Below are 25,167 nucleotides of genomic sequence, written 5' to 3'. Positions count from 1 at the left end.
CTGTGAGGCCTTACAGGGTTGAAGAATGAGTAACGTACCTGAAACAAAAAAGCCCTGCTGGTACCAGCAGGGCTTTTTTATAAATCAAAATTCAATGTGATCTAATAGAACTTGGCGCGACGGTCGGTGATTTTCGCGGCTTCTTTAATCGCTTCGTTCACGTAGACTGTTGTACGCTGTCCCTGATTCTGCTGAATCGAGGTTTTGTACATCGCGTAGTCAGCTACGTTTGGCGCGGGTGAAATACGGGTTGGCTCTACGATCAGAACACCACCTTCACCAGCAAAGGGCTTCGAGCGGCTACCTGCTTTTAGACCAAAAGCACGTCCGAGTGCGATAGGGTCCACACCGGCGGTGCGCATAAAACCGGTGGCGAGGTTGATGTCTTCGGCGGTTTCAACAATAGCACCTGCTCCGTATTTCTGGGCAATGGTTTCGAGTGGACCACTTGGGTTGCCCAATTTCGCCATGATCTGCTCGGCTTTCTTCTGGTTACGCACTTTGGCGGTCAATTCAGCGCGGTAGTCATCAACTTTTACGTCGTCTTTATCCGTGCTGCCCGTTAGAACAGCCACTACATACTGGTCGCCCACCTGGAACGGCTCCGATACGCTGTTTTTGTCGGTCTTGTCGTCGAATGCCCAACGAACGATGGCGCGGGCGTCGGTCAGCGCGTTGATGTTCGAGGCTGTTTCCGGAATGCGTTCAGCGTTGGCAATGACCAGCGACTTATCTTTTTTGGCGTTTTCATCAAACGCTTCTTTCGTCTTGCTGTTTGCCGCAAACTGGCTGGCTTTCTGGTACGCTTCGTTGGTTGTCGCTTCGCTTGGCGTAATGGTTTTGCCAATGCCCGCAACGCGATACAGTTGGTTGGTTTTAGGCTCGGTGATCTTGATGATGTGATACCCGAAATCCGTTTCTACAACACGAGGAATCAGGCCTGAACCAGCGAATCCAAAAATGGCTGACTCGAAGGGTTTCACCATCCGGCCATCATTTTTGAAGTAACCCAGATCGCCACCCTGTTGGGCCGATCCATCTTCGCTGTTGCTTTGCGCCAATGCTTCAAAGCTGGCACCGCCCTGAATCTGCTTCAGGAGGCTTTCGGCCCGGCGGCGGGCGTCTGCCTTAGCCGAATCTGTTTTAGCCGTTGCCCGAATCAGGATATGGCTGGCCCGAATGGTGAAGCTGGTGTCTTTCTTGGTGCCGCCGTACTTATAAATAAAGTAGGTGTTGCCTTCTCGGAAAGGACCGTATACGCCACCTGACGAGAATGTTGGAATGGCCGCGCGCAGTTGCTCTGGCATTTCGCCGGCCGTCAGATAGAGTGGTACAGGTACGTCGCTATTTTGGCGGGCAAACGTCGAATCGTTCTTCGCACCGCCAAGGCCACGGGCCAGCGTTTTGATTTCGTTATACAACGAAGCACTGTCTTCTTTCGATGGGTTCACCGCAAACGATACGTACTGGATCGAGCGGGTGTCGGCACCTGGGTATTCCTGTTTGTGCTTGCTCAGGTAGTCGCTCAGTTCCGAGTCGGTCACCTTCACGGTGGTGTCGTTGACCGAGTAGTATGGAACGAACAGGAACTTCACATCGGCCTTGGTATTCTGCGCCTGGTATTCTTTCTGCGCTTCGGCCGTGGTGGCGTAGTTCGACAACCGCATCAGGTTATCGAATTTCTCGCGGAGGCGGTTTGTGCTGATCTGCTGTTCGAATGAGGCCCATTGTGCCTGTTGGGCAGGTGGTACGTTGCGCAGACCTTTCAAGTACTGAATGATCTGATTTTTGTCGAAAACACCTGTTTGTGGGTTAGTAAACGCCTGCCGCACTTCAGCGCTGATGTTGTTTCCCTGCACCATATCGACGAGTTCTTCGGGCGATACAGTCAGACCCAGGTTGTCGAATTCTTTCTGATAAGCCGTTTCAAAAATGAGTTGATTCCAGGCTTGTTCCCGAATCTGAGTCATTTCCTGTTCGCCGGGCGCGCGGCCCGTCTGCTGCTCATACTGAGCACGAACCTGCTCTACTTTCGCCTGGAAGTCCTGATTATCAATGGTTCGCCCATCAATTGTTCCGATCTCCTGGTTGTTGCCGCCAAACAGCGTACTCTTGCCGCCCAGCAAATCGCTCCCTACAATGAACAGAATCAAGCTAACGGCGATTACGCCAACTGCTAATCCGGAGCGTTCACGGATTTTGTTAATTAATGACATCTCGGTTTATACACGAATTTAGCCCGCAAAATAACAATCTTTCCCGCAGGGATACAAGAATTAAGCCAAAAACTGGCGAGAGAGTGCTGTCTTCATGTAGCCTATTTTTGCTGGGACCCCCGCACAACGAGAATTGACTGTGTTGCCAGTTCTGCTGTTTCCGGCCATCTATCGTATTCATATTGTCCATTTGTAGCAATTGCCGTATACGGGCCACCCGGTTTCACATAAGCGCGTATCTCGAAGGTCTGCCCGTCGGTGGTATGGTCGGCTTTTCCAACAAAAATTCGGGTTTTCCAAGTGCCATCTTTGTTTACATTGGCTGGGTCCTGCACATAGAATTTCTGGTCCTTAAGGACAGGATGAACCACAACCCAGACGAAATTGGCGTTCGTTACTTTTCCTTCTACAAAGGACATTCGGGGAACGACCTGCCTTGGATAAGGGCGACGAATGACAAGCCCGCCTGCCGTTGCTTTTTCTCTTACCAACAGCCAATACCCGGCTAATGCGCTGAGAAGTAAAAAAAGCGCAGTTGCTACACTCACTAAAAGCAATTTGGTACGCTTAGGGTAACCTGGCGTAGCCGTTGAGTCAACGGGAGGCGGGGCGTTGGCAGGCTGAGAAACCCCCTCGGCGTAGGAGCGGCAGGTGTTCAGAATCTTCGTGCCAGGTACGTAGGCGGGATCCGAAAAGAGCAGAGCAAGGGTGTTTAGACTGGGAATATGCAGGAAGTTATGTACACGGTCTATCTTCCTGACAAGAAAAAACTCTTCTTCAAAGGAGTCTTTGAGTGGCTGATAATTCGCCCGGCTGGAGTTAAACTCGAAAGCCGGGTATGTATCTCGATCTCGTGCGTGATAGGCGGCGTACTGGCGTTTGATGCCCTCCCGCAGTAGGTGCATCTCCTCTGCACTGACAGATTTAGATGACTTATTCATGCTGCGAAAACTGGCCTGCCTAGTTGTGGGCTGCCCCTTTGCTTACTTCGGTGATGCGGCTGGAAAGTTCAGCGTCGGGCCAGTTTTCCAGCATATCGCCCGATGTGAGTTTAGTGGCTGGATTGACGAACGCCCGTATCTGACAGATAAGCCCCTCATCGTCTTTTGCGGTTCTGCCGACATAAATAACTCCGATCCAGGTGCTGTTTTCCTGCACCAGAATAGGTGGTTGAATCCAGACCGGCCCGCCAGATTTGGCACGTACCCCAATCCACACTGTTTTTGCATTGGTTGCTTTTCCATCAATAATAACTTCCTGCGGCACCCTGCTCAGAGGAGTAGGCCGGTCTATTACCAAACCGCTCGGCGGAGGGCCAAACGAGACGTAGCCAGCGAAGATGAACACACCCAAACAAAGTAAGCAGACAAGACCACCCAGGAATAGCCACTTGATAGGTGACGGTTGCAGTGGCGTAGGTTGATGAAGCGTAGGTACGTTGGAAACAGCCTCCAGGTTAGTTGGCCCCAAGGCATAAGACTGGCAGGTATTCAGAATCTTAGTGCTGGGTACGTAGGTGTTGTCGCTGAAAATAAGTGCCAGCGTATGAGTACTGGGAATACAGACGTTGGGGCTTGCCCGATCAATTTTCCGCACCTCATAAAATTCTTCTTCAAACGAGTCTCTGAGCGGCTGGTAGTTTGCCCGGTTGGTGTTGTAGTCAAAATCAGGATACCGATCTCTATTACGCAGATGGTAGACACGGTATTTGCTTTTGATGCTTTCACGCAGTACCTGTATCATATGTGAAATAATTGATTTGACAAACGTAAACATACCGTAGGAAAACGGAAAGTGGCTGAAGGCGACCGAAAAGGAAACGAAAGGAAACCGAAAGACAACGGGAACAGCACCAAAATGACTTTGTGGGCCGCAAACCTACTTTCGTCTCGCCGCAGGCTTTCCGCCTTATATCCATCCAGTTCAACCTTCTCTTTTCTATGTACACACGATTACACGCTTTTCTACGGCTGTTTCTCTGGATTGCCTGTTTAAGTACCCTGCTTATTCAGTGCAAGAAACCAGATGAACAACCAATAACGCCAACACCCACCCAGGAGCCAATCAAGCCCGGCGTTAACGTAGGTTTTGGTGCCCAGCTATTACCCAAAGCTGATTACGAAAAGGTTCCTCTGTTGCCAGACCCGTTGGCAGGTGCCCGCAGGAGCAGCCTGTCAAAGGACCCCAATTTACCCACGAGCTACGATCTATCAATCAACACACCACCTGTTGGCAATCAAGGTAATCAATCCTCCTGCGTAGCCTGGGCGGTTGCCTATGCTGCAAGGAGCTATTTCAATAAAGTAGCTAAGAATGTATCCTATAAAGCTACTAATGGTAGCCTGAACACAGAAAGTCTGTTTAGCCCTGCCTTTCTATATAATCAGGTAAAGCTGGGTGGTTGTGATGGTGGGTCTCAGGTCAGCACGACCCTTGAGTTATTGAAAACCACTGGCGTATGTACCCTTAAAGAGATGGCTTATGTAGACAATGACTGTTCTACTCAACCGACCGCCGACCAGCGGCAAAAAGCGGCTGCTTATAAAATAAGAGATTGGGGACGGATTAACATTTCGGCGACTGTAATTCGGAAATACCTGTATTTCGATTCCCCGGTTATCATTGCAGCTAGAGTGGATGACAATTTTGTACAGCTTAAACAAAAAGACAGCAGTGGTGAATATAGCTGGCAGGAATACAATCCGTCGACAGTAGTTGGAGGTCATGCTATGGTCATCGTCGGGTATGATGATACCCGCAAAGCGTTTAAAGTCCAAAACTCTTGGACTGATCGTTGGGCTAACAAAGGCTTTATCTGGCTTAGCTATGATATTCTTCCAAAAGCAGTATTTGAAGCATATGTGATGATAGCGGACGGTAACCCAAACGCAAAGCAGCCGAGCATCAAAACCGAGTCGGCAGGGCCTGTTATTAATCGTCAGGTACAGCTAAAAGGTACGATCACTGACTTAGGCGATATTCCTGTCCTGCGCTATGGGTTTTGTACGTCTTCAATCCTTGTATTGCCAACCGACCAGACGGTCGTTCAGAATCAGACGGTTACCAGCCTGCCCTATAGCTTTTCACAGAACGTTCCGATAACTACCGAACGGTTGTATTACCGGGCATTTGCCGAAACAACCAATGGTATTGTTTACGGCGATACGGCTAGTGTAATAACCAAAACTACGGCTGTCTCTGCAACCGGCGGTGTGCTGGTTTACCAGACTGACGCATTAACGTATGCTTATGATGCGGGCAGTGGAAAACCGGTATGGAACTACCGGATGCCGTCGAGTTATGCCAGTGGGCTGGGATCAATCACCAACAACGTTTATGCTTGTGCTTCCCGCTTGTTGTTATATGGCATCAACGCACAGACAGGGCTACAAAAATGGACCTATGATCCAGGCGGGCAAATTCCTTATCCACACTCGGCTGCGGTTGTTACCTCAAAAGATGTGGCGTTTCTGGTTGCCGGTAAAACGATCCATGCTCTTGATTTAGCAACGGGCGCAAAAAAATGGACCTATACACCTACAACGCCGGGTACTATCAGTGGTATAGCCGTAGCTGAGAATTACCTGGTTGTGTATGGCCTCAATGATGCTGTGCTGGTATTGGATGCGTCAACCAGCGCATTAAAACAGACAATTCCCGTTGGAACGGAGGCTAGTCCGGTGATAGCCAACGGCGTACTGTATATGCTGGGTTACAATAGCATCGAAGCCTATTCGCTTGCTACTGGTGTGCAGAAATGGGTATATAGAGGTGGAAATCTTGGTACGCCCACAGTGTACAATAATACGCTGTATATCAATCAGTTATCTCCACAGCGCCTGCTGGCAATTGATGCCGGCACCGGCATTCAGAAATGGGCATATACCTCAACGGAGGGCTGGATTGATGCATTAAGTGTAGATAATGGCATTGTTTGTATAAAGCAAAATACAGCAAGTGGTTTTGATGCGAGCATCATCGCTCTGGATGCTGTTGCAGGTGGGATAAAATGGAGCAAAAAGTACGTGTACACACGCAGTTCCTACCCGGTAGACGCTCCTTTGGTGGCTCGTAGTACTGTTTATATCAGCTCTTTCGACAATGTGCTGGGTCGGAATATCCTGACTGCCCACGAGGCTGATACGGGAAAAACACTGTGGGAAATTACAGATCAGGGTGCGTCTCAACGGGGAGCTTACTGTGTTCAGGACCCGGATGGCAAAACACATCATTTTCCACAATCAGGTACTCAGCAATAAAGGGTGTACCGGTTATTTAAGTGATTGATTTGTTGTGTTCCAATACATAGATAAGAGACTCTTCGGCTTTATATCCACACCTTTTTCATCGCTTCGTTTTATGTTAATCAACTTACTGGTATCCTCGATCGAGCAATTGGCCTCTTCCACTAGCCCAAACCGTTTAAACCAAAAATTAATGGTTCAACTCTGCCATAGTACTTCCTGCTTCATTACGTGTGTTCTGATAGCGTTGGTCTTCAGCCAATGTGGTAAATCGGGGGCCGATGGTCAGCCCATGCCAAAGAATTCGGCCAAAATGCTGGAAAATCCTACAATCAGCGGTGTGTCTAATACAACAGCTATCTATAGTGCCAGTGCCGCTTCCTACACGATTGTGATCCCGTCTCTACTTAATACACCGACACTTAACGTGGCGTTTAGCGTACCGGCTAGTGCAACGGTGAATCCAGCCTCTGGTAGTCTACAGAACTTTGCGGATCCTGTCAGCTATACCGTTACAGCGGAAGATGGCAGCAAGCAGGTATATACAGTAAGCATCCGAACACCTTTGCACGTTATGCATGAGAAAGCCCAAAGCCTCTACAATGTGAAACTTAGCCCTGTATTTTCAGCTACGGTTACCCCAAATACGAGCTTGACAGGTTCTACTTTCGAGAAGACGCTGGATGGTAATGATGCAGCCTATGTTGATACGGCGATGTTTCGCACGCTGGTCGTAAACCGTTCTGGTGCGGCCCCCTACACTGACACTTATAGGATTTCTTCTGTTAATGGAAAAGCTTCTAACGGCCAGCGGAAACTAGCCTATTTCATTACCAGGTCGTCAAACTCCGAATTGATCACCTTCCAAAAGGTTATCGCAGTTGATCCTCAACCTGAATACGGATTTTTACCTATGATCACCTGTCGCTGGAAAGTTGTTGGTGGGCGCATGGCTGCACCAACGCCAGGGGAAGAACACGAAAAAGGCGGGCCGATGAAAAATTCGGACGGTTCCTACACGTTCAGACGACATTGATACCTTGCTCTTCAAGCCATCGTATAGCCCGTATAGGGCCGGTATAACGGTGGCCGAAAGCCGATTGTACTATGAATTACCCGTCAAAACCCGTCCATTTTCAGCACGGTGAAGCGGGCAAACAGCTCTTCGGAATACCAGTTGCGCTGCCGGGTTTTCTTTACAATCTCCCGATGGCCGCTTTGCCGGTAAGCAAACTGATCCACGAGGGCCGCGTTGCGCCAGACGCTGATTGTGCATTGCTGAACCACCGGTTTTTCGCCCGCACCGAAGGCCAACAGCAGGTTATCCTCCTGTTCATCAATGCGTTTTCGGGCTTCAGGTACGTTCCGCCAGAAGTCCAGCAATGCGCCGGTACGAATGCTGGCCCGGGTCAGTACGGCGATGGGTCGGTCTGGCGTGTTTGCGTTGGCCGGTACGGTACCAGCGAGTTTCTCAGGTACGTTATTGGTTGGCCGAAACGGGTCGATGCCGTCCCACAGACCATGCGATTTAAAGGGCTGGAGATAGAGCGTGGGCGGTTGCGAGTGGGCTGTCTGGTGCTTATCTGGTAAAAAAAATCGCCACTGATCGGTAGCGAAAAAAGCCTGTGCCTGAGCTTCTGTTTCCCACACTCCCAGGAAGATGTAGCGCGAAAAATCGGGCCACAGCCCAAAGTTTTTGCCCGTCCCCATCATTTTCTGAAAACCCAGCCCAGGTACGTTGAATGGCTTCATGAGCCAACGCCCCATGTTGGCAAAGGCCCGGTAACGTTGACCAGGAGGAAATGTCAGGATAGAGATGGTAACAAGCGACATAAATCGGAAAGCGATTTTTTCAGGCGTGTGCCTTGTAGGGTAACGCTAAATGGGGCCTCCCGGTTTAGGGTTGCCCTGCCCAGCGGGCTACGAGTTGCTGCAAAGCACCCGGTTCGCCGCTAACGGCCACGGCCACCTGCCCGATCTGCTGAATGGCGGGCTGTTCGCCAAACCAGTCGTAACGGGGGTACTGCCAGAACCAGAACCCAGCCCGGCCACTGGAGGTAGCCGGTACGGTGGGGTGCAATAAAACCAGCCCCCGGCCAATGGGTGCAGGATGGCGAGGTTTTAGAGGACCGAGGCCATGAATATACCGCAGTACCAGACGTGACAAGTCCTGCTCGCGCACAGCCAGCGCGGGGCGGAACTTGGCATCGGCCACCAGCCACTGGGCCGGTTCATCAACGGGTCGCCATTCGACCAGGAAGTCGGGGCGGAGGGGTAAATCAGACCGGTAGGGCATGGTGGTGCCGTAGCCGGGGGGCAAACATTCGTAAGACACCGTGACGCGGTTGCCGTTGGGGTGCAATAGCCGATAGTGGCCGCGTTCGGGGTAATCGGCATCAGCCTGCGACTCGAAGGTGTGCCATTGATAACCAAGCGTCTGCCAGGCGTCGAGCCATTGGTAGAGGCATACCAGTTCGTAGAGCGTATCCACCGAGCGCACACCCGTGAGCCAGTCGGTGGTTTGGTCGGTACTGGGTACGTTGCTCGTAAACCAGTTGCGGATCAACTGCCCGGTGCGGCGGTAATGCTCGCTGTGGTCGAAGCCCGTCAGCACGGGCGGGAGCAGGAAAGCCGGTTGCCGAACGGGCAGATACTCACGGGCAAATTGCTGCCAGTTGGCTACCTGTCGCTGCAACTGACGTACCTGCTGGGTGAGGCGTTCGGGGTATGAATTGCCCATCCAGCTTGTTTGTGGGTTGCTTTCGGAGATAGCCAGGCCTTGCACCAAGCCATTGAGATACCCCGCCACATCGGCTAAATAACCGTGGATGAGGCTATTTTCGGGGGTTTCGGTGCTGTTTTCGAGGGTTTCGGTCAACACATCGCCTATGCGGAACCAGCGATTGGCGAGCAGAAAGGTGTCGGGGGCCGGGCCGTCGGCGAGTTCCAGACTAGCCGGATTGGCCAGCAGGTAGGCAATAGCCTGATCGGTGAGCAGGGCGTGGTCGGGGTGGCTCACCCGGTGCAGCGCGGGTTGCAGGCGGGTAAGCGGGGCTACCCGGAACAGGGGTTGCTGGCGGGTCAGGTAGGCCAGATCGGCGCGAAGACTGGCCAGCCGCCCGGCCGTTGACTGATAGGGCAGGTCGCTAATGCCCACCCGACCAGTATCGGTGGCTACGTTCACCTGCCGTTCCCAGAGGTACGTCAGCATTTGGCCAAGCTGCTCCTGACTGGCTTTAGACGTGCTGATGAGCAACGTACCCAGCCGGTCGCGGTCGGTATTGTCGGCGTTGGCTACATAGAGGCGGCACTGCCCGAACCGGTTTCGGAACGAGGGTCGAAGGGACAGTGTGGAAGCTTCGCCAAAGGGCAACTGCATGACCTCGCTGGTAAGCGGGTCGCGGGCAATATACCAGCCGGGAGCCAGCAGATCGAGCGGCCACCACTCCTCACCAACGCCCATCGCGGTGAGCGGAATAGGCGCATCAGTTTGCAGCAGCAGGGCTACGTAGGCGGTTTCGGGCAGGGGCTGGGCCGGCGTGTCGGGCGTGAGCAGGTACGTTTGCGCCTGGTCGATGCCGGGTGTCCAGGTCACTACGGTCAGTTTGGGAAGCATGGGCGCAGGTTCATCAGGCGAAGAAATGATACTGATGATACTGTTGTTGCCCCACCCGGATAAGTCGTTGCAGAACCTGTGCCGACTGCGGCAGGGCACGTACCAGGCGATCATACAACTCGTTGAGTCGTTTGCCGAAGCCTTCGCCCCGCCCCGACAGCAGAGGCAGTAAATGGATGCCCACGGCATAATCGAGTGCCTGAAGCGGGTAGGTTGTTTCGTCGGTCAGAAGGCGGCGCAACGCGGCTGTGTGGTTGATAATGGCCCGTCGCTTGCGCGGACTCAGCAGCACGGGCAGACCCCAGTCGCCCCGGTCGTCGTCCATCACCCGTTTAAGATCGCTGAACAGGTTTTCTTCGTCGGAAAGTAATACCCGTTCGGCCAGTGGAGCCATGAACCAGGCATCAAGCTGGGCCACGGTAAGTAGCTGGACCGGGGCCGCATCGGTGGCCGACAGCACAGCCTCCGGCAACTCATCGGTGGTAGGGCGCAGGCGGATGATGGCCGCCCGGTCGATGAGGCGGGGCGAGAGCGGCTCGGTGGTATGATCGTAGTTGATGGTAGCCACAAAGCGCAGCCCCTGCCCAATAGGTAGCAGCCCCACCGGCTCGTTGAAGCGCAGGGTACGTTCCTGTTCGGGGTCACAGAGGCGAATAAAGTCAGACCAGTAGTGTTCAACCGGGCTTAGGTTAGCTTCGTCCAGCAGCACCCAATAGGCCGCGTCAGCTTGCTGGCTATAGTCGGCGGCGCAAGTCTGAAGTACATCGAAAAGGCCGGTTGTGGCGGGTTGGTAGGCTCCGGTTAAAGGGTTGAAATAGCCGATCAGATCGCGCGCCGACACCCAGCCTCTGGCCACCGAGATGGGCAGAAAACGCTGGTGAAGCCCCGAGGCCCGCGCCAGCAGAGTAACCAGCGACGTTTTGCCAACGCCGGGCAACCCCGCCACGACCGTCAGGAAATTCTGGTGTAGCGTAACCACATAATGCGCTACATCGGCCGGACTAAGCGGGCGGCCCATCTGGCTCATTCGGTCACGTACCTGAAGGAGGTAATCGCTGACCGTCAGTATGTTGCCCGGCAGGCCTTTGGCGGGCCTGACTACGGGAACGGTATTCAGGTCGGGCTTGTGGAAAAGGCGGCCTTCGTTGGCTTTCAGGTATTCATTGAGTGCCTGCTGACCCTGGGGGTGGTTTTCCAGGAAGTTGGTGATAAAGGCGGGCAGAAGGCGGTTGAACCAGTCCTGGCTTCGGTCGAGTTTATCTTTGAGGCGGGTCATACGCTGGTGTTCCAACGGTCCCGTGGGGGGCGGCAAGGTGTGGAGTAGCTGTTGAAGCTTATCCCAGAATTCTTTTTTTTCGGTTACCCGAATAGCTTGTTTTGCCCAGCGAATCAGTTCGTCGGCATCGCCGAAATAGATGGGTTCGCGGAGTACGTGGCTCTCCAGCAGTTCACGGGCATCAAGAATATAATCGTCTTCATCAGCCCGTAAAAGATGGGCGTTGAGGTCGGCGCGGCGAAAGCGGTACACACAGCCGTCGTAGTCGTTGGGCTGATCGAGTTCGGAAGCCGACGCAGGAATCAGCCGCAAATCGCGCCGCCCGTCGGGGAGGTCGCGGTCAAAAATAGCCTGAAAGGGGCCAATGATGTCAGCTTCGGTGGCCAGGAACAAGTATGTCAGTGGCACCACGGCCTCGGCAATAAGTAAGGTATTTTGGTTGGCAGAGAATGACCGTTGAATGACGCGGCATAGTTCGTGGGGTTCGGGCTGGCGCAGTTGCTGAAAGGTGGTTACATATTTGCAACTGAAGTAAATAGCTGGATCGTAGTTTACCTGATTAAGCCCATAATCGGCGTAGAACAGCTCATTAGGCTGATATTGCTCGTCAATTTGTCCGTACTCAGCCGTAACAAATACACGCCCCTGATTGGGGAAATCCTGGGTTGTTGCCGGTTGCCAGGCAGTGCCGGTAGTACGAAATCGGATAACCTTAAGATAGCCCAGCGTAGGCTTGGATGGGTTGGCTCCATCTTTTTTGGCAATGATACGCATATGTAAAAAGGGGGATCGGCTACCTTTGGCCTGTGGGTAGGTTTATATAGCTCAAAGTACGGTATTTTATCCGTCTGAAAACGTGTTTGTGGACACCTGGCCGGGGCAACTGCTCATTCCCCAAAAGTCTCCCACCCTCTTTCTCGCCAATTTATTATGACCAACCTTTTCTGTAGCCTTACGCTTCTTTTTTTCACGCTGTCAACGGCACTAGCTCAGACACCCGCCCGTACGCTGACCTGGCAGTTTCCGCTACCCCGCCCCCACACAGGTGTGTTACTAGGCAATGGCACACAGGGAATCATGGTCTGGGGAGGCGGTCGAACCCTTCATTTTACCATTAGCCGCACCGGATTCTGGGATCATCGGGGTGGGGTGGATTTCAACACAAAAATTACCTATGCTGACCTGAAGGCCAAGCTACAGACGGGCGATAAAGCGGCCATCGACGCTGCCTTTGCGGTACCCCGGTCAGAAAAGCCGTCGCTCGGGCATCCGCAGCAACTGGGTGGTGGGCGGCTTGACGTGACCCTGCCCGAAGGCTGGCTCATTCAGTACGGTAATTTATTTACAGACCGGGGTTTGTTGCAGATCGTTGTGCGTGACCCGCAACAGGTAAGCCACGTGCTGAACGTTCGGCAGGCGGCTAGCCTGGAAGTGACGGAACTGGAAATTCCGAAAGACCTGCGCGGCAAGCTGGCGTATAAACTCATTCCACACTACACGTTTGTGGCTGAAGCATTGCGGGCGGCAAGCATCGAAGAGCCGCAATGGGTACTGAAAGATAATAACGGCAAAGGAGCGTTCATTCAGCCGTTGCCCGAAGATGACCCGCTGCTGGTTGGCTATGACCTGATCAACGAGCAGCACCTGTATATTCAGACCAGTAACCTCTACTACAACCGTAAAACCCGCCGCTTCGACTACCCTGCCATGCAGGCTTTGCTCGACAGGGCACCGTCGGCCGTGGCGAGCGCCGACACCTTCTGGCAGAGTTATTACAAGGTGGTGCCCCGCATTGCGCTGCCCGATCCCCTTTTGCAGGAAATCATTGACTACGGCCTCTACAAACAAGCCTGCGCCACATCGCCAAACGGGCTGGCCTGCACCTTGCAGGGGCCGTTTATGGAAGATTATCAACTGCCACCCTGGAGCAACGATTACCATTTCAACATCAACGTGCAGATGATCTACACACCCGCACTGGCTACCAACCGGCTGGCGAATTTCCGCCCGTTGTGGAAAATGATTGGTGGCTGGATGCCGCAACTGCAAAAGAATGGGGAAGCGTTTTTCGGTCGGAAAGGGGCGCTCATGTTGCCCCATGCGGTGGATGATCGCTGCCACGTGGTAGGTACGTTCTGGACCGGCACCGTCGACCATGCCTGCACGGCCTGGATGGCAATGATGGCCTGGCAAAATTATCGGTATGGCCTTGAGCAGCCCGACGCGCCGCAACTGCTGAATCAGACGGTTTGGCCATTGCTCAATGGTGCGTTCGAAGGTTATTTTGCCATGCTCGAAGAAGTGTCGACTGGCGACGGGGGAAAGAAATTCAGCCTGCCCGTATCGGTTAGTCCCGAATATCGGGGCGCAGATATGAACGCCTGGGGGCGCGACGCCTCATTTCAACTGGCGGCGCTCCACCGTATCTGTCGTATTCTGCCGTTGGCGGCGGCGGCAATGGGCAAGCCTGTTGACCCGCGCTGGGCCGATGTGGACAAGCGTTTACCTGCCTACACAACGTTCAAGGGCAAGTTTGTGGACGAATGGAACATGAGTAACGAACGCATTGCGCTCTGGGAGGGCATGGACCTGATCGAAAGCCACCGGCATCATTCGCATCTTGGCGGTGTGTATCCATTTGCGACCCTGGACCTGAACGACCCCGTGCAACGCAAACTGGTGGATAATAGCTTACAGGCCTGGCGATATAAGGGCGCGGGTGGTTGGGCAGGCTGGTCTGTACCGTGGGCATCGACGATCCTGAGCCGGATGGGCCAAACCGACGCCGCCATTAAGTGGCTGCATTACTGGAAAGAAAACTACACCAATGAAGGGCGCGGGACGCTGAGTAATGCCAACACCAATGGTACCAGTCTGTTAGGTGCGCCTGACTGGGAACTGGAAAAACAGAACCGCGAAGTGATGCAGCTCGATGCGGGCTTTGGCGCTTTGAATGCGGTGCTGGAATTGCTCGTACAAAGCCGCGACGAAGCCATCTACGTGCTGCCTAACCGACCACGTACCTGGCAAAATCTAAGCTTCGACGATGTGCGGGCCGATGGTTCGTTTCTAATCGGCGCAACGGTAAAAGAAGGAGCCGTGACAGAAGTTCGGGTGAAGAGCCTGGCCGGTGGCAAACTAACGCTGGTACATCCGTTTGGTAGGAAGATCAGCGTAAATGGGCAGGCAATGGAATCCGATCAACTGGTCCGTGATTGCAAGCCCGGTGAGGTACTGATTCTAAAGTCGATGTAGGCTTTTTTCTACAGAAGTGGGGATTTGAAAAAATAGAGTCCAAACGGTCAAGGCCCACTGGTCAACGTTGCTATGCTGATCTGCGAAGCAACGTTGACCAGTGGGCCTTGACCGTTTGGACTCTATTTCTAGTCGTCCTTTCCGTCTGGATCGACTTTATCTTCGGCTTTATCAAAGGCCCGGCCAATAGACTTACCGGCCTGCTTGAAACCACCTTTGATGTCTTTCCAGGCGGCGGCTGTGGCGTTCTGCGCCTTGTCCATGTCGTCGCCAAGTTCTTTGCGTTCCTGCTCTAATTCAGCAAGTTCGTCTTTCGATTTTGCTTTCGCCTTGGCCCCTTGACTCTTGATATCAGCTTTCAGGTTATCAATTTTAGCATCGAGCTTGTTCCGTTGCACTTTCATGTCGGCAACCGCCTCGTCGCGCTCGCGACGGAAATCGGCAGCGGCCTCATCGCCAGCGGCTTCTGCTTTGTCGCCAGCTTTATCTAAGCCTTCACGGGCATCAGCGGCAGCATCTTTAGAATCGGCAGCAACGGCGTCGCCTGTTTGCTCCATCGCGTCTTCCGTGCGTGACTCCTTTTTGCCATCAGAGCTACACGCCTGAAACAAAGTCATGGACGTAGCCAACAGGCCAATACTGAAAAGAGAAGCGAAGGATCTCGTTTGCTTTTTCATTATGTTGTGTATGTGTTTGGTTTAACAGAGAATTAATCTGCCAAGACCATGCCAGTAAAAAAAGAGACCCCTGAACAGGGGGCCTCTTTACCAGACTACTTCAACTTTATAGCGCAGCCGATGGCTTTTGTGAGTGGGGTTACCACTGGTCTGCTCGCCAGCAGGCTGGCAACGGCATCGTCGACATACGCTCGTTGCGCACCGGCGGCATCCTGAGGACTATCGTCGACGCTACCTATATACTCAACGGTGAACCGGTCGCCGCTGCGCTTTAATACATATACCTGTGGCGTACGCGTAGCACCGAAGGCTTTGGTTACGGTCTGGTTCTCATCGAGTAAGTACGGAAATGTGTAATTTTTGGTGCGGGCACGTACCTGCATCCGTTCAAAACTGTCTTCTTCATACAGCGATGCATCACCCGACAACAGGGCAATAACGGGAAAGCCCTGCGGACCAAACTTACGATCCAGGGCTATAATCCGGTCTTCATAAGCTTTTGAGAAGGGGCAATGGTTACTGGTAAAAACGACAATCACTCCCTTCTGATTCTTATAGTCGGCTAACGAGATCGTCCGATTATCTACGTTAGTTAGTGCAAAGGAAGCAGCTACATCACCTAAAGTGTAGCCCGATGCGGGCCGCTGTGCAAGAGCCGGTAAGGTCAGGACCCCCAGCAACATGGCCAACAGAAATGGTTTCATGGTGTTATTGTTCACAACGGTTAGACAGCGAATAACGACAAAGTATTAATGCAATCGCAGCGGTAGCTGATTGGGTACTAAATTTTGGCCCCGAACGGCGAGAAGTATGACTGCCATCGCCTATCCGTTTAGGACTGAAGCCGCAAAATGGCTACCGTTTACTCAATCATAACAAAAAAGTTGTGGCAGTAAATTGGATTTACTAAACAGCGTTCAGTATGTTTGATGTGTTAATCAGATTCGAATGGGAATTGTAGAGCGAAAAGAGCGGGAGAAAGAAGAGATGCGTCGCCGAATTGTGGATGCAGCCCGTCATCTGTACGTACTTAATGGCTACGAAAAGTTAAGCATTCGTGCTATTGCTGATGAGATTGAGTATAGCCCGGCTACCATTTATCTGTATTTCAAAGATAAAAACGAGGTGATGTATGCCATACATCAACAGGCATTTGGTAAAATGATGGCTGACTTTCAGCCGATTATAAATATTGCTGACCCATTTGAGAAGTTGGTCACAATGGGCCAAAGCTACACGCGATTCGCCGTTGAAAACCCTGAGTTATTCGATGTCATGTTCATCATTACGGCACCAATGGAGACACTCGAGTGCCGGGAAGATATCTGGACAGAGGGCCGGATAGCGTTCAACATGCTGGTCCAGGTAGTGCAGGAGTGCATTAATGCAGGCGTTTTTCAGCCGCAGGATGCCGAAGTGGCCGCTATGATGATCTGGAGCACCATTCATGGCTACACAGCGCTATTTATTCGTAAACGCATGAACATGTTCTCCGATGAACGCCGGGCTGAATTGATGGAGAAAGCATTTGCGCTGTTTTGCGGAACACTTAAAAAGGGGCTTTAAAAAAATTTACCCGTTTACTAAACACTGTTCATTAACTATGATACGATTATGAGGCAGGTTTTATACACTATAATTTTCACGTTACTAGGCTCGTTGGCCGGGCAAGCGCAGCCTCAAACAGGTACGTCGGCTTTGCTGGACGGGTACGTGCAGGAAGGGTTACAGAATAATCTGGCGCTGAAGCAGGAGGGACTTGAGATCAGCCGCGTGAAAGAATCGCTGAATCAGGCTAAATCGCTGTTTTACCCTCGGGTTGCTTTCAACCCAACGTATTCACTGGCGGCGGGCGGGCGGCGGCTCGAATTTCCGGTGGGCGATTTGCTGAATCCCGCTTATGCAGCCTTGAACAGCCTGACGGGTGCTGATCGGTTTCCTACCAATATTCCGAACGTGAATCAACTGCTGGCTCCCAATGATTTTCATGACACGAAGGTGACGGTGCAATATGCGATTTATAATACCGATGTGCAATACAACTACCTGATTCAGAAGAGTCTGGTGTCGGCGCAGGAGGCTCGTAAGCGCGTCATCGAAAATGAAATCCGGTACACGATTCAGTCGGCTTATTACCAGTATCTGCAAACGCTCGACGGCTTGCGGATCTACGACAATGCACGCAGCACCCTTCGCGAACTGGCCCGCCTGAACGAGAAGCTGGTGAGCAACAACGTAGCGACGAAGGAAGTGGTCACGCAGGCTAGATATGAACTCAGCAAAGTAGACCAGCAGGTGGCCCTGGCCGAACGAAATCGCGAATCGGCGCGGGCATACTTCAATTTTCTGCTCAACCGCGACCTGACTGCCAGTATCCAGATAGACTCTTCGTTGGCGTCGGTTCCAGTAATAGACCAGCCATCAGCGCTGGTTCAATCCACTGAGGTGCTGACCGGCCTGCAACAGCTGGCAGTTAGAAACCGGCAGGAGGTTGGGCAACTAGGTTACACACTGGCAGCGGCGCAGACGGCCGTTAAACTAAACGAGGCCAACGCCATGATCCCAAACCTGTATGTCGGTGGCAATTTGGGGTTTCAAGGCTACGGCTATACGTTCCGAAATCAGGCGTATGCACTGGCCCAGGTTGGCTTGCAATGGGATCTGTTTCGCGGCTACGAAAAACGGTCGAAAATTCAGCAGGCCAAAGTTCAGACCAACCTGCTGCAAACCCGCCTCACCGAGGTAGAACGCCAAATTCAACTACAGGTGCTGCAAGCGTACTACGATTTAAATGCCGCACAGGAAAGTCTGGCCGCCACACAGTCGGGCATGGCCAATGCCGAGCAGACGTTTCGGGTACTCGATAGTAAATACCGTAACGGACAGGTATTGCTGATCGAGTTTCTACGCGTACAGAACGATCGGCTCACGGCGCAACTGCAGCAATCGCTGGCCCGCATGGACATACTCATCAAACGGGCTGCCCTTGACCGGGCCGCGGCGGTAAACTAGCCAGATCATGATTCCAGCCGTACTCAATACCGTGCTTTTACTGGCAATCAGTGGCCTTCATATGTACTGGGCAGTTGGCGGAAAATGGGGAGCCGCCGTGGCCATTCCTGAATTGCCGGGAAAAGCCAAAGCCTTCTCACCCGGACCATTCGCTACGTTGTTCGTTGCGGCCGGGCTGGCTGTTATGGCCGGCTTACATCTGCAAAAAATTGGCTGGTTGCCCATACCATTACCCAACTGGCTGGCTCAGTACGGGCTGTGGGTGGTTGGCGGTATCTTCTTCCTGCGTGTCATCGGCGACTTCAGGTACGTTGGCTTTTTCAAGCGCATAACGGATACGGCCTTCGCCAAAATGGACACCGAATTGTACATTCCGCTCTGCCTGACAATCAGCATAAGTGCCTTCTGGACAGCCGTTTCTATCGAAGATCAAATTACCCTTTAATCAAATGGAAGCTCCTGATTTCGCCATTCGTCAATCGTTCCTTTATGATATCAACTAATGGAAGCAGCGTCTCATACCGGTTGTCGAGTGTATCAAGAATAACCAACTTACCTGCCCACTTATCCGTGTTCTGTTGATGAATAAGATTCTTATCTGCTGTGATTAAGTAATCGACAGACGCCTGACTTATTTCATCAAGAAGCTCACTGTCTTTCAGCGAACTCCAGCCCATTTCGGGTACAGTCAAGACATGATAGCCATCGCCAAACCTAAATTTTAGCTTTCTGGGCAGGTTCTCGTCAAGAAGCAGTTTTAGCATACTGCGAAGGGGTAAGCGTAACTATTGACTCTGCCAGGTTTAGAACAGCTACCGCCTGATTGAATTGAACAGAAGGAAAATCGTCTAAAAATTCAGCCACTGTATTTCCGCCGCGCACGTAATCGAAAAGATTTTTAATAGGTACACGCGTATTGAAGAAAACGGGTGTACCGCTCTGAATATCAGGGTGTATAGTGATTAGTTGATTCATAGTGAATTCATACATATTGCTTTTCGAAAACAACGACAATTTACTAAAAGTGTCCAATCAAACACGCACATGAAACGTATCTATTCTTTTTATTCACTGCTACTAATTGGTGCGCTCTGGGGCTGTGCCAGCAAGCAGGAAAGCGGAACGGCCAGCAACGTACCTGCCGACTCTACTCAAACGGATGCGTCGGTTGTGCCGGTCAGGCTGGCATCGGTGCAGCAGGTTATGCGGGCCGAGCCTGTAGTGGCATCAGGTCTGGTGTCTTCGTCGGAAGAAGCGCGGCTATCGTTCAAGGTTGGTGGCATCATCAACAAATTGTATGTCGAGGAGGGGCAAAGCGTTCGGAAAGGGCAACTGCTGGCTACGCTCAACCTGACCGAAATTGACGCGCAGGTAACGCAGGCGCAACTGGCGCAGGAAAAAGCGGAGCGTGATCTGGGTCGGGTTGAAAAACTGTATGCTGATACCGCCGCCACGCTGGAACAACTTCAGAATGCAACCACAGGCAGCAACGTGGCAAAACAGAACCTGACCATTGCGCAGTTTAACCGGGGTTATGCGCAGATACGGGCGTCGGTTGATGGCACCGTGACGCGCAAACTGGTCAACGAAGGCGAGTTTGTAGCGGCGGGCGCGGGCGTGTACCTGCTTTCAGGCAACCGCCGCTCCGACTGGGTGGTGCGGGTTGGCATTTCTGATAAAGACTGGGCGCGGCTGAAACTCGGTGATCGCGCCAGCATCCACCTCGACGCCTATCCCGACCGCACCCTGACGGGCACGATCAGTGAACTGGCTCAGGCCGCCGACCCCATGAATAAACTGTATGAAATCGAGATTCGCCTGGCTGGCAATGGGGTGAAACTGGCGCCTGGTCTTTTTGCCAAAGTTACCCTCACGCCCGCTCTGCAACGTACTTACAGCCTTGTCCCGATCGAAGCCATCGTTGAAGGAAATGGAAAAGAGGGATTTGTGTACGTGCTCGAATCTGACCGCCGCCACATTCGTAAACAGCCTATTCAGATTGGCTATATCAGCGGTGAGAGCGTACTGCTTACTGGGGGTATAGATGCAGGTAGTCAGCTTGTTACGTCAGGGTCTGCCTACCTGACGGAAAGTTCGCTTGTTGCCGTGAAGTGATTTTCCCACTTAAATCTGCGCCCCATTCATTATGAACTTAGCTGAATTTTCCGTCAAAAACTGGCAGTTTATGCTGGTGTTGTTCATTGCGGTGGTAGCCCTCGGGGTTAACTCGCTGCTGAACATGCCGAGGGGCGAAGACCCCGAATTTACGGCACCACAATTCGCTGTCATCTTCGTTTATCCCGGCACCGACGCTGAGGATATGGAAGAACTGGTGGCCGACCCTGTAGAGGCCCGGTTCAATGCCCTCGACAACATGGATCACATCATCACCAACATCGAAGATGGGTTGGTCGTGGCGCGGGTCGAATATGAGTACGGGCAGGACCCCGATGAAAAATACCAGGAAATGGTGCGCGAAGTCAACGCGCTTCGGGCTGAATTGCCCGCCGATATGTTCAGGATCGAAATTCGGAAGTTTTCGCCTACTGATGTCAGCATCGTGCAGGTTGCTCTTCAATCGGAAGTAGCCTCTGACAAGGAGTTAGGCGAGCAGGCCGACCGGTTGAAAGAACAACTGGAAAAGGTGAAGACCCTGAAAAATGTAGCCAGTTGGGGCTTCCCGAAAACAACCGTACGCATATCGCTCAACATTGAGAAGATGGCACAGGCGGGTATCGCCGTAAACCGGGTTGTGGGCGCGTTGCAGGCCGAGAACCTGAACATTCCGGCGGGCAGTTTACAGGCTGGTACGCGGAAATTCAACGTCAAAACGTCGGGCGATTACCAGTCGCTGGACGATATTCGGAACACGATCGTGTCGACAAATGGGCAGAAGACGATCTATCTGCGCGACATTGCCGATGTGGATTTGAACTACGAAGACCAGACCTACATCACACGGCTCAATGGGCACCGGGCGGTGCTGGTTACGGCGGCCCAAAAAGCGGGGGCAAATATCGAGAAAGTAGGCGCTCAGCTTCGTCCGGTTATCGAGCAGTTCGGCAAAACGCTGCCGTCGCATATCGTGCTGACCAAGAATTTCGATCAGGCGGCCAGTGTCAGTACCCGGCTATCCCGTTTTGCCAAAGATTTCGGCATTGCCATTCTGCTGGTTTCGCTGACGTTGCTGCCGCTTGGCTTCCGGGCGGCCTCGGTTGTAATGATCTCCATTCCGCTCTCGCTGGCTATCGGACTGGCTCTGTTGGGCGCGTTTGGGTTCAGCATCAATCAGTTAAGTATCGTTGGTTTCATTGTAGCCCTTGGTATTCTGGTCGACGATAGCATTGTTGTGGTCGAAAACATTGAGCGCTACCTGCGCGAAGGATACAACAAGCGGGAAGCGGCTATTAAAGCAACTAACCAGATTACGCTGGCCGTTATCGGATGTACAACCACGCTGGTATTGGCTTTTTTGCCGCTGATGTTCCTGCCCGAAGGCTCCGGCGACTTTATCCGGTCGCTACCAACGGCAGTAGTCACCACGGTTGTTGCGTCATTGGCGGTGTCGCTGACGATCGTGCCGTTTCTGAGCAGTCGTCTGTTGACACATAACCATAACCCGGAAGGGAACTGGTTTTTACGTGGCTTGAAGCGAATCATCAGTGTCTCGTATCGCCCGTTGCTCAACGCCGGTCTGCGCTTTCCGGTGATCACGTTGCTGGTTGCCGCGCTCCTTTTCGGCGGGTCGCTGACGTTGTTCAAAAAGGTGGGCTTTGCCCTGTTTCCCGCTTCCGAGAAACCGCAGTTCATGATCAATATCGAAACGGGCGATGGCAGCAGTTTACCCGAAACCAACCGAGTGACCCGCTATGTGGAAGACGTGTTGAAGCGCGAAAAAAGCGTTCAGTATTTCACGAGCAACGTAGGCAAAGGCAATCCGCGCATTTACTACAACATTACGCAACGAAGCGAATCGGCTAGCTTTGCTCAGCTCTTCGTGCAACTTCAGTCCGATACAAAAACGGCTGAGAAGCAACGCATTATCGACAAACTTCGCGAGCAGCTAGCCAGTTATCCCAACGCTAAAATTGAAGTAAAAGACTTTGAACAGGGGCCCGCGCAGGAAGCTCCCGTGGCGGTCCGTATTTTCAGCGATAACCTGGATTCGCTACGTACCCAGGCCGCCCGCGTAGAACAGATTTTCCGCCAGACGCCTGGCCTGATCTACATTAATAACCCGCTCGCCACCCGAAAAACGGACCTGCGCGTGCGGATTAATAAAGAAAAAGCCGGGTTGCTGGGCCTGTCTATCACCGACGTGAACCGCACGATCCGCCTGGCAGTAGCTGGCCTGAACATAGGTACTTTCAAAGACCCGGAAACATCCGATGATTATGTGATCAACGTAACGGCGGGCGGCACCCGCCTGGCCAACGGGGCCGTGACGCAGGAAGCACTGAGCAATCTTTATGTAAACAGCCTCACGGGGGCGGCCGTACCGCTTCGCCAGATCGCCGATCTGCAATTTGAAACGGGAACCAGCCAGATTCGTCATTACGACAAAGACAGGTACGTATCCATTACGGGCTTCGTAAAAACCGGTTATCTGGTTGACAACGTCTTCACGGACGTGCTGAATAGGATGAGCACCATGACGTTTCCCAACGGTTTTTCCTACAAAGCAGCGGGTGAACTGGAGAGTCGTGAGAAATCATTTGGTGGACTTGGCACCATTATTCTCCTCACCGCCTTTGGTTTTCTGGCCGTGCTGATCCTCGAATTCGGCACCTTCAAAAGTTCGTTGATCGTGCTGTCGGTCATTCCGTTGGGCGTTATCGGGGCCATTGCCGCTTTGTTGCTGACGGGTAATCCGTTCTCGTTCGTGGCCATCATCGGCCTGATCGCGTTGATCGGTATCGAAGTGAAAAATTCGATCCTGCTAGTGGATTTCACCAACCAGTTGCGCGAAGAAGGTATGCCGCTCGAAGCCGCCATCCGTGAGGCGGGCGAGGTGCGTTTCGTGCCCATCGTGCTTACATCCCTCACGGCCATTGGTGGCCTGATTCCGCTGGCGATCGAGAATAATCCGCTTTATAGCCCGCTGGCCTGGGTATTAATTGGAGGCTTGATTTCCAGTACGTTACTGTCGAGAATTGTTACGCCGGTGCTTTATAAACTATTGCCACCGAGCGTTGTGGTCAAGGTCAATCGCAACGAGGCAGAGTTGATTCATTAGCTGTTATCTTTACGATTATTCCCCCGTAAGCCATGAAAAAACTTGTTCGCTTCGATTGGGCTATTAAGAAACTGCTCCGCCAAAAGGCCAATTTTGGCATTCTGGAGGGATTTCTATCTGAATTGCTACGCCGTGACGTTCGAATCAAGCAGATACTGGAAAGTGAATCCAACAAAGAGCATCTAAAAGACAAGTTTAACCGGGTAGATCTCCTGGCCGAGTTGGACAAGGCTGAATTGGTCATCATCGAGATTCAGAATAACAGGGAAGGCGACTACTTTCAGCGGATGCTTTATGGTACGGCCAAAGTGCTAACCGAACACATTAGCGAAGGCGATGACTATACCGTGCTGAAGAAAGTGATCTCTGTCAATATCGTGTATTTCGATCTGGGTCAGGGGCAGGATTACATTTATCATGGTACCACCCGCTTCATTGGCTTGCACAAAAATGACGAACTGGCTCTTTCTGAGAAGCAGAAAGAAACAATGAATTTTAAAAGTGTCGATGATATCTACCCTGAATATTACGTCATCAAGGTCAATGAGTTTAATGATGTAGCGAAGGATGGCCTTGATGAATGGGTTTACTTTCTGAAAAATGCAGAAATAAAGCGCGGTTTCTCTGCTAAAGGATTGAAACAGGCTCAAGAGAAACTAGCCTTCATGCAAATGTCGGAGGCGCAGCAGCGTAACTACCGGGCCTATCTGGAAAACCTCCGTGACGATGCGAGTTATGCGCTGACCGTAAAGATGGATATGGAAGAGATGCTGGAGAAAGCAACGAAAGAGGCCACAGAGCAAGGTATTCAGCAAGGCATGCAACAGAAGTCCGTAGAGATTGCCAGGGCAGCCTTGAAAAATGGAGCAACTATCGAATTTGTCATGAGCGTTACTGGCCTCTCCCGTTTAGATGTTGAGAGTATTATCAAGGAGCAATAGCAAATCCGATTCACTGCTTCAAAAGAGATACCATCAACATGAGTGTGTCAAAACTGCGTAGACAGTGTCTTGCCGGCTGGGTACGTTAGGTCGGTAATGCGCCAACGGCCTGCGGTTTGCACCAGATCGACACGGATTTCGGCTGGTTTGCCCGCTTGCAGGTACGTTACATACACGATCGCCCGCGACCCGCCAACGGTCGCTGGCTCGACCCACGTTTTGGTGATACTCGCATCGGGTGCGTTGAACAGCGGATTCACCTTCGGCGCTTTATAGCCTGGCTGCGACACTTTCCTCCAGATCTTATCGGCCAGCGGTTTGGCAAAAAACTGGTCGATTAAAACACCCGTTTTAACTTCCCGGAAGGGATTGTCTGTTTTATTATGCTCGAAATACAGCGCACGCACCAGCCGGTCGGCCGCTGAGCGGGGCGCATCGGGACCGGGGCGTTTGGTCAGGGCCGCTGCGCTATCGACGGGGGCAGTTGCTGAACTAGTTTTAGTGTCTGTCTTTTTCGAATCGCACGAGATGAGTGTCGTCAGCAGGAGCAAGGCTACAAGAAGCGTGGTTTTCATACAGGCTTTGTTTAGGAGGCAGAAAGGTACAGCCTGACGCAATACTGTGCCATTGCTGATGCCTGAGTCTACCAAAAAAAGAACCCGCCCAGTTGCCTGAGCGGGTTTTGTCATGAAAG

At 52.3% G+C, this 25,167-nt stretch carries 20 protein-coding genes; 9 read left to right on the top strand and 11 right to left on the bottom strand.

Annotated features, from left to right (window positions below; genetic code table 11):
* Window positions 1-101: 101 nt before the first annotated feature.
* The 3 genes from ACFE8Q_RS19215 to ACFE8Q_RS19205 form a co-directional block, all read right to left on the bottom strand.
* Window positions 102-2,216: a SurA N-terminal domain-containing protein gene (locus ACFE8Q_RS19215; RefSeq protein ID WP_375447055.1), complete on the bottom strand. Its 2,115-nt coding sequence runs from the start codon at window positions 2,214-2,216 to the stop codon at window positions 102-104.
* Between the two features lie 101 nt (window positions 2,217-2,317).
* Entirely contained in the window at window positions 2,318-3,157 is an 840-nt protein-coding gene (locus ACFE8Q_RS19210; protein WP_375447054.1) for a hypothetical protein, read from the bottom strand.
* Window positions 3,158-3,176: 19 nt separating this feature from the next.
* Window positions 3,177-3,959, bottom strand: coding sequence for a hypothetical protein (locus ACFE8Q_RS19205; RefSeq protein ID WP_375447053.1), 783 nt, complete (start codon window positions 3,957-3,959; stop codon window positions 3,177-3,179).
* Between the two features lie 404 nt (window positions 3,960-4,363).
* Here ACFE8Q_RS19205 and ACFE8Q_RS19200 point away from each other — a divergent pair, with 404 nt between their 5' ends.
* Both ACFE8Q_RS19200 and ACFE8Q_RS19195 read left to right on the top strand, forming a co-directional pair.
* Window positions 4,364-6,475 (top strand): PQQ-binding-like beta-propeller repeat protein, encoded by a 2,112-nt coding sequence (locus tag ACFE8Q_RS19200; protein WP_375447052.1) that lies wholly within the window; start codon window positions 4,364-4,366, stop codon window positions 6,473-6,475.
* A 277-nt stretch (window positions 6,476-6,752) separates the two neighbouring features.
* Window positions 6,753-7,496: a hypothetical protein gene (locus ACFE8Q_RS19195; protein WP_375447051.1), complete on the top strand. Its 744-nt coding sequence runs from the start codon at window positions 6,753-6,755 to the stop codon at window positions 7,494-7,496.
* Window positions 7,497-7,579: 83 nt separating this feature from the next.
* Here ACFE8Q_RS19195 and ACFE8Q_RS19190 read toward each other — a convergent pair whose 3' ends face one another.
* The 3 genes from ACFE8Q_RS19190 to ACFE8Q_RS19180 form a co-directional block, all read right to left on the bottom strand.
* On the bottom strand, window positions 7,580-8,293 hold the full coding sequence (locus tag ACFE8Q_RS19190) for a DUF3291 domain-containing protein (protein ID WP_375447050.1): 714 nt from the start codon (window positions 8,291-8,293) through the stop codon (window positions 7,580-7,582).
* Window positions 8,294-8,357: 64 nt separating this feature from the next.
* Window positions 8,358-10,076: a hypothetical protein gene (locus ACFE8Q_RS19185; protein WP_375447049.1), complete on the bottom strand. Its 1,719-nt coding sequence runs from the start codon at window positions 10,074-10,076 to the stop codon at window positions 8,358-8,360.
* A 13-nt stretch (window positions 10,077-10,089) separates the two neighbouring features.
* Window positions 10,090-12,126, bottom strand: coding sequence for a hypothetical protein (locus tag ACFE8Q_RS19180; RefSeq protein WP_375447048.1), 2,037 nt, complete (start codon window positions 12,124-12,126; stop codon window positions 10,090-10,092).
* 156 nt (window positions 12,127-12,282) lie between these two features.
* On the opposite strand from ACFE8Q_RS19180, the gene ACFE8Q_RS19175 reads away from it, so the two are divergent.
* Window positions 12,283-14,607, top strand: coding sequence for a glycoside hydrolase family 95-like protein (locus ACFE8Q_RS19175; protein WP_375447047.1), 2,325 nt, complete (start codon window positions 12,283-12,285; stop codon window positions 14,605-14,607).
* Between the two features lie 128 nt (window positions 14,608-14,735).
* Here ACFE8Q_RS19175 and ACFE8Q_RS19170 read toward each other — a convergent pair whose 3' ends face one another.
* Both ACFE8Q_RS19170 and ACFE8Q_RS19165 read right to left on the bottom strand, forming a co-directional pair.
* Window positions 14,736-15,284 carry a hypothetical protein gene (locus ACFE8Q_RS19170; protein WP_375447046.1) on the bottom strand — a complete coding sequence of 183 codons (549 nt, stop codon included), beginning with the start codon at window positions 15,282-15,284 and terminating at the stop codon, window positions 14,736-14,738.
* A 95-nt stretch (window positions 15,285-15,379) separates the two neighbouring features.
* Window positions 15,380-15,988 carry a thioredoxin family protein gene (locus tag ACFE8Q_RS19165; protein WP_375447045.1) on the bottom strand — a complete coding sequence of 203 codons (609 nt, stop codon included), beginning with the start codon at window positions 15,986-15,988 and terminating at the stop codon, window positions 15,380-15,382.
* Window positions 15,989-16,232: 244 nt separating this feature from the next.
* Between ACFE8Q_RS19165 and ACFE8Q_RS19160 the strand changes: the two genes are divergently transcribed.
* Genes ACFE8Q_RS19160 through ACFE8Q_RS19150 form a run of 3 tightly spaced genes read left to right on the top strand, consistent with a single transcriptional unit; the run spans window position 16,233 to window position 18,741 of the window.
* Entirely contained in the window at window positions 16,233-16,850 is a 618-nt protein-coding gene (locus tag ACFE8Q_RS19160; protein ID WP_375447044.1) for a TetR/AcrR family transcriptional regulator, read from the top strand.
* A gap of 48 nt (window positions 16,851-16,898) precedes the next feature.
* Window positions 16,899-18,296: a TolC family protein gene (locus tag ACFE8Q_RS19155; RefSeq protein WP_375447043.1), complete on the top strand. Its 1,398-nt coding sequence runs from the start codon at window positions 16,899-16,901 to the stop codon at window positions 18,294-18,296.
* Between the two features lie 7 nt (window positions 18,297-18,303).
* Window positions 18,304-18,741 (top strand): DUF3995 domain-containing protein, encoded by a 438-nt coding sequence (locus ACFE8Q_RS19150; RefSeq protein WP_375447042.1) that lies wholly within the window; start codon window positions 18,304-18,306, stop codon window positions 18,739-18,741.
* On the opposite strand, the gene ACFE8Q_RS19145 is transcribed toward ACFE8Q_RS19150, so the two are convergent.
* Window positions 18,731-19,060, bottom strand: a complete 330-nt coding sequence (locus ACFE8Q_RS19145; protein WP_375447041.1) for a DUF5615 family PIN-like protein — start codon at window positions 19,058-19,060, stop codon at window positions 18,731-18,733. The two genes, ACFE8Q_RS19150 and ACFE8Q_RS19145, sit on opposite strands and share 11 nt — an antisense overlap.
* On the bottom strand, window positions 19,041-19,271 hold the full coding sequence (locus tag ACFE8Q_RS19140) for a DUF433 domain-containing protein (protein WP_375447040.1): 231 nt from the start codon (window positions 19,269-19,271) through the stop codon (window positions 19,041-19,043). Before ACFE8Q_RS19140 ends, ACFE8Q_RS19145 begins: the two co-directional genes overlap by 20 nt.
* Window positions 19,272-19,340: 69 nt before the next feature.
* Here ACFE8Q_RS19140 and ACFE8Q_RS19135 point away from each other — a divergent pair, with 69 nt between their 5' ends.
* The 3 genes from ACFE8Q_RS19135 to ACFE8Q_RS19125 are packed head-to-tail and all read left to right on the top strand — an operon-like array spanning window position 19,341 to window position 24,473.
* Complete coding sequence (locus tag ACFE8Q_RS19135) at window positions 19,341-20,411, top strand: efflux RND transporter periplasmic adaptor subunit (RefSeq protein WP_375447039.1); 1,071 nt, start codon at window positions 19,341-19,343, stop codon at window positions 20,409-20,411.
* A gap of 31 nt (window positions 20,412-20,442) precedes the next feature.
* A complete protein-coding gene (locus tag ACFE8Q_RS19130) occupies window positions 20,443-23,532 on the top strand; it encodes an efflux RND transporter permease subunit (RefSeq protein ID WP_375447038.1) in 3,090 nt (1,029 codons plus the stop codon).
* 32 nt (window positions 23,533-23,564) lie between these two features.
* The gene (locus ACFE8Q_RS19125; protein ID WP_375447037.1) at window positions 23,565-24,473 is read left to right on the top strand and encodes an Rpn family recombination-promoting nuclease/putative transposase; all 909 of its coding nucleotides are present in this window, start codon (window positions 23,565-23,567) and stop codon (window positions 24,471-24,473) included.
* A gap of 47 nt (window positions 24,474-24,520) precedes the next feature.
* Here ACFE8Q_RS19125 and ACFE8Q_RS19120 read toward each other — a convergent pair whose 3' ends face one another.
* Window positions 24,521-25,048 carry a hypothetical protein gene (locus ACFE8Q_RS19120; protein WP_375447036.1) on the bottom strand — a complete coding sequence of 176 codons (528 nt, stop codon included), beginning with the start codon at window positions 25,046-25,048 and terminating at the stop codon, window positions 24,521-24,523.
* Window positions 25,049-25,167: the final 119 nt, after the last annotated feature.

This window comes from uncultured Fibrella sp. (genome assembly GCF_964250085.1).
In the GTDB taxonomy this organism is placed as follows: Bacteria; Bacteroidota; Bacteroidia; order Cytophagales; family Spirosomataceae; genus Fibrella.
This window is presented reverse-complemented; position numbering and strand designations above follow the sequence as displayed.